The organism is Micromonospora echinofusca (assembly GCF_017614955.1).
Classification (GTDB): Bacteria; Actinomycetota; Actinomycetes; order Mycobacteriales; family Micromonosporaceae; genus Micromonospora; species Micromonospora echinofusca_A.
In genome coordinates, this window is record NZ_WVUH01000537.1 from 1 (window position 1) to 3,159 (window position 3,159).

Genomic DNA, 3,159 nt, shown 5'->3' on the forward strand with positions numbered 1-3,159 from the left:
GCGCACGCCCCGTGCCGGTCATCCCGCGCGCGACGCCACACGCCCCGTGCCGGTCATCCCGCGACGCTGCTCCCGCAGGTCAGCGCAGCACGAGCAGGTCGAGGGACTCCACCACCGGGCCACGGTGGGCCCGGGTCGCCTGCCACATCCGGTCCAACCCCTCCCGGTACTCGTCGTCGGAGATCAACAGCAGCGGTGAGTGCGCCTGCCGGCGCAGCCCGGCCGCGACGACCCGCAGGTTCGGGGCGATCACCTGCCGGACCGGCTCCAGCTCCACCTGCTTGAAGCCGACCTCGGCAAAGGCCGCACAGACCTGCTCGACGCTGGGGAAGCGCTCCTCCACCACCCGCAACGCCGCCGGGAAGTACCGGAACAGGGTCACCTCCGCCGCCCGGCCGGGGAAGACCGAGCGGATCAGGACCGGGGCCCCGGGACGGAGCACCCGACGCAGCTCGGCGGCGGCCGACGCCAGGTCCGGCAGATGCTGCACCACGCTGGAGAGCCAGGCCGCGTCCAGGGTCTCCGCCGCGAACGGCAACGCGTCCGCGTCACCGGCCACGGTGGCCGGGTACGTCGAGAAGGACCGCATCGGTGCGGACGGCTCGACCGCCACCACCTCGACGCCGTACCAGTCGACGAAGGCCCGGGCCCACAGGCCGGTACCGGCCCCCAGGTCGAGCACCCGCAGTCCCGGTCGCGGCGCCAGGTGCCGCTCGATCGCAGCCCGCCAGTGCGGCAGGCCGCCCCGGGACAGGTACCGGTTCGCCGCGTACGCCGCAGCGTTCTCGTCGTCGTAGGCGATGAGTGCCATGGTCCCACCACACCCCAGGCCGGCACGCCCGTCAATGCGATCTGTCGAGTGTTAGGAAGGGCCCCTTCTTATCGCTTTCGGTAGAGGAAGGGGCCCTTCCCAACACCCGGCGCTCAGTTACCGGGGTTCCCGCCACATCGGGTGGAACGGCGTACCGTCCGGCAGCCGGAACGGCTCCCGGGGCAGGTACCCGTGCCGGGCGTAGAGATCCCGGCTCTGTTCGCTGCTCGCCTCCAGGTAGGCCGGTACGCCGTGCGCGTCGAGCCAGCGGTGATGGTGGTCGAGCAGCGCGGTACCCAGACCGGTGCCCTGGCGGTGCGGGGCGACCGCCAGGAAGGCCAGATGGTGGTGGGGGTCCTGCGGGTGGTTCGCCTCGAACAGCTCGTCGAGCACCCGGAACCGGGGTGTGTACCCGCCACAGGCCGCTTCGAGCCGCCGGTCGTAGTCCTCCGGCGGCGCGACCGGCTCCCCGGTCTGGGGCAGCCAGACGGACACGGCCGCCCGGTCGGCGGTGGCGTACACCAGTCCGTGCCGCAGCGCGTGCCCGGCCAGGATCTCGAAGTTGCCGGCCATCACGTCCGCGCGCCGGGACTCCTCGGGTACCAGCCAGGCCACCGCAGCGAGCGGCGCGAAGGCGGTGGCGATCAGTTCGGCGACGCCGCGTGCCTCGTCCGGGCCGACCCGTTCGATCCGTGGCCCCACCGGGTGGCCGCCTCCGGTCCGGGGGCTCACCGGGCTCCCCCCTGCCCCGCCGGGGCGTACGGGCCGGTCGCCGGCGGGGTGATCGCGGCGATCGGACTCTCCGCGCCGAGCCCGATCCGGGCGTACACGTCCGGACGGCGGCGCCGCAGCACGGTCCCCCAGAGCGCGCCGAGCAGCGCGGCGAGCGGGAAGGTACCGGGAACGATCCAGCGCAGCGGGTCGTCCGGCGCGACCCCGAGCAGGGTGGCGAAGTTCGCCACCGCGATGGTCACCACGGTGACCAGTGCGGCGGCGGCCACGGCCGGGGCGACGATCCGCCGCCAGACGTTCTCCCCGTCCGGTCGGCGGGCGAAGAAGACGATGACCGCCAGGGAGGTGCTGGTGATCAGCAGCAGTACCCCGAAGGCCCCGGCGGCGCCCGCCCAGTAGAAGAGCTGGACGATCGGGTCCCAGCCGGCGACGGCGTACAGGGTGATGACGCCCAGACCGAGGGTGCTCTGCGCGACGGAGGCCGTGCGGGGGGCGCCGGTCCGGGGGGCGGTCCGGCCGAACACGGCGGGCAGTACCCGCTCCCGGCCGAGCGCGAAGGCGTACCGGGAGGTGGTGTTGTGGAACGAGATCATCGCGGCCAGCAGGGAGGTCAGGAAGAGCGCCTGGCCGATGGTGACGGCGGTCGGCCCGAGGTGGTTGCCGGCGAAGGTGAAGATGAGTTCCACACTCTGGGCCCGGGCGACGTCGGCGATCCGGTCCGCCCCGGCCGCCACCGTCATCGTCCACGCGGAGAGCGCGTAGAGCACCGCGATGATCGCGACCGAGAGGTAGGTGGCCCTCGGTACCGTCCGCTGCGGGTCCTTGCTCTCCTCGCTGAAGACCACCGCCGACTCGAAGCCGACGAACCCGGTCATCGCGGTGACCAGCAGTGCCCCGGCCCCGGGGACGAGGAGGTTCTCCGGGCTGAGGGTGGCGAAGGTGACCGTCCCGCCCGCCGGGTGGAGCAGTTGCCCGGCGTCGAAGACCAGGATCACCAGGATCTCACCGATCAGCAGGACCGCGAGGACCAGGCCGTTGATGTCCACCCGGAGCAGCCCGAGCACGGCGACCAGCGCCCAGGCGCACAGTGCCACGACCCACCAGGCGGGTTCGGTGCCGGTCAGGCGGCTGAGGACCGGGCTGGCGGCGGCGCCGACCGCACCGTAGAGGCCGACCTGGAGCAGGTTGTAGGCGATCAGTGCCACCCAGGCGGCACCGACCCCGGCCGGGCGGCCGAGCCCCTGACTGATGTACGCGTAGAAGGCTCCGGCGTTGGCCACCCGGCGGGCCATCGCGACGTACCCGATGCTGAAGAAGGCCAGCACGGCCGCGACCACCAGGAACGCCAACGGGATGCCGGTGATGCCGGTGACCGCGTACGCGGTGGTGACGACGCCGGCCACCACGGTGAGCGGTGCGGCGGCGGAGAGCACGAAGAAGATCACCGACGGTACGCCGAGCCGGCCCTTCGCCAGGGTCGAGGAGACGTTGCTCGGCCGGCGGTACCCGGCCGGGGGCGTGCGGGTCGGTGTCGGCGCGGGGGTTGTCATCAGGCTGCTCCGAGGGGGGTGAGAGGCGGACCGGACAGCGGCAGCCCTGCCGGACGGGGTGGGACC

At 73.2% G+C, this 3,159-nt stretch carries 3 protein-coding genes; all 3 read right to left on the reverse strand.

Features of this window, described 5'->3' with window-relative positions; translation table 11 throughout:
* Window positions 1-79 precede the first annotated feature (79 nt).
* Window positions 80-811, reverse strand: a complete 732-nt coding sequence (locus GSF22_RS32325) for a class I SAM-dependent methyltransferase (protein ID WP_208817704.1) — start codon at window positions 809-811, stop codon at window positions 80-82.
* 117 nt (window positions 812-928) lie between these two features.
* Window positions 929-1,543 carry a GNAT family N-acetyltransferase gene (locus tag GSF22_RS32330; RefSeq protein ID WP_307804501.1) on the reverse strand — a complete coding sequence of 205 codons (615 nt, stop codon included), beginning with the start codon at window positions 1,541-1,543 and terminating at the stop codon, window positions 929-931.
* Complete coding sequence (locus GSF22_RS32335; protein ID WP_208817705.1) at window positions 1,540-3,093, reverse strand: APC family permease; 1,554 nt, start codon at window positions 3,091-3,093, stop codon at window positions 1,540-1,542. Before GSF22_RS32335 ends, GSF22_RS32330 begins: the two co-directional genes overlap by 4 nt.
* Window positions 3,094-3,159: the final 66 nt, after the last annotated feature.

Excerpts from the sequence above, each read along its gene's own strand:
- GSF22_RS32325 (WP_208817704.1), bottom strand. The coding sequence starts at position 811 with ATGGCACTCATCGCCTACGACGACGAGAACGCTGCGGCGTACGCGGCG.
- GSF22_RS32335 (WP_208817705.1), bottom strand. The coding sequence starts at position 3,093 with ATGACAACCCCCGCGCCGACACCGACCCGCACGCCCCCGGCCGGGTAC.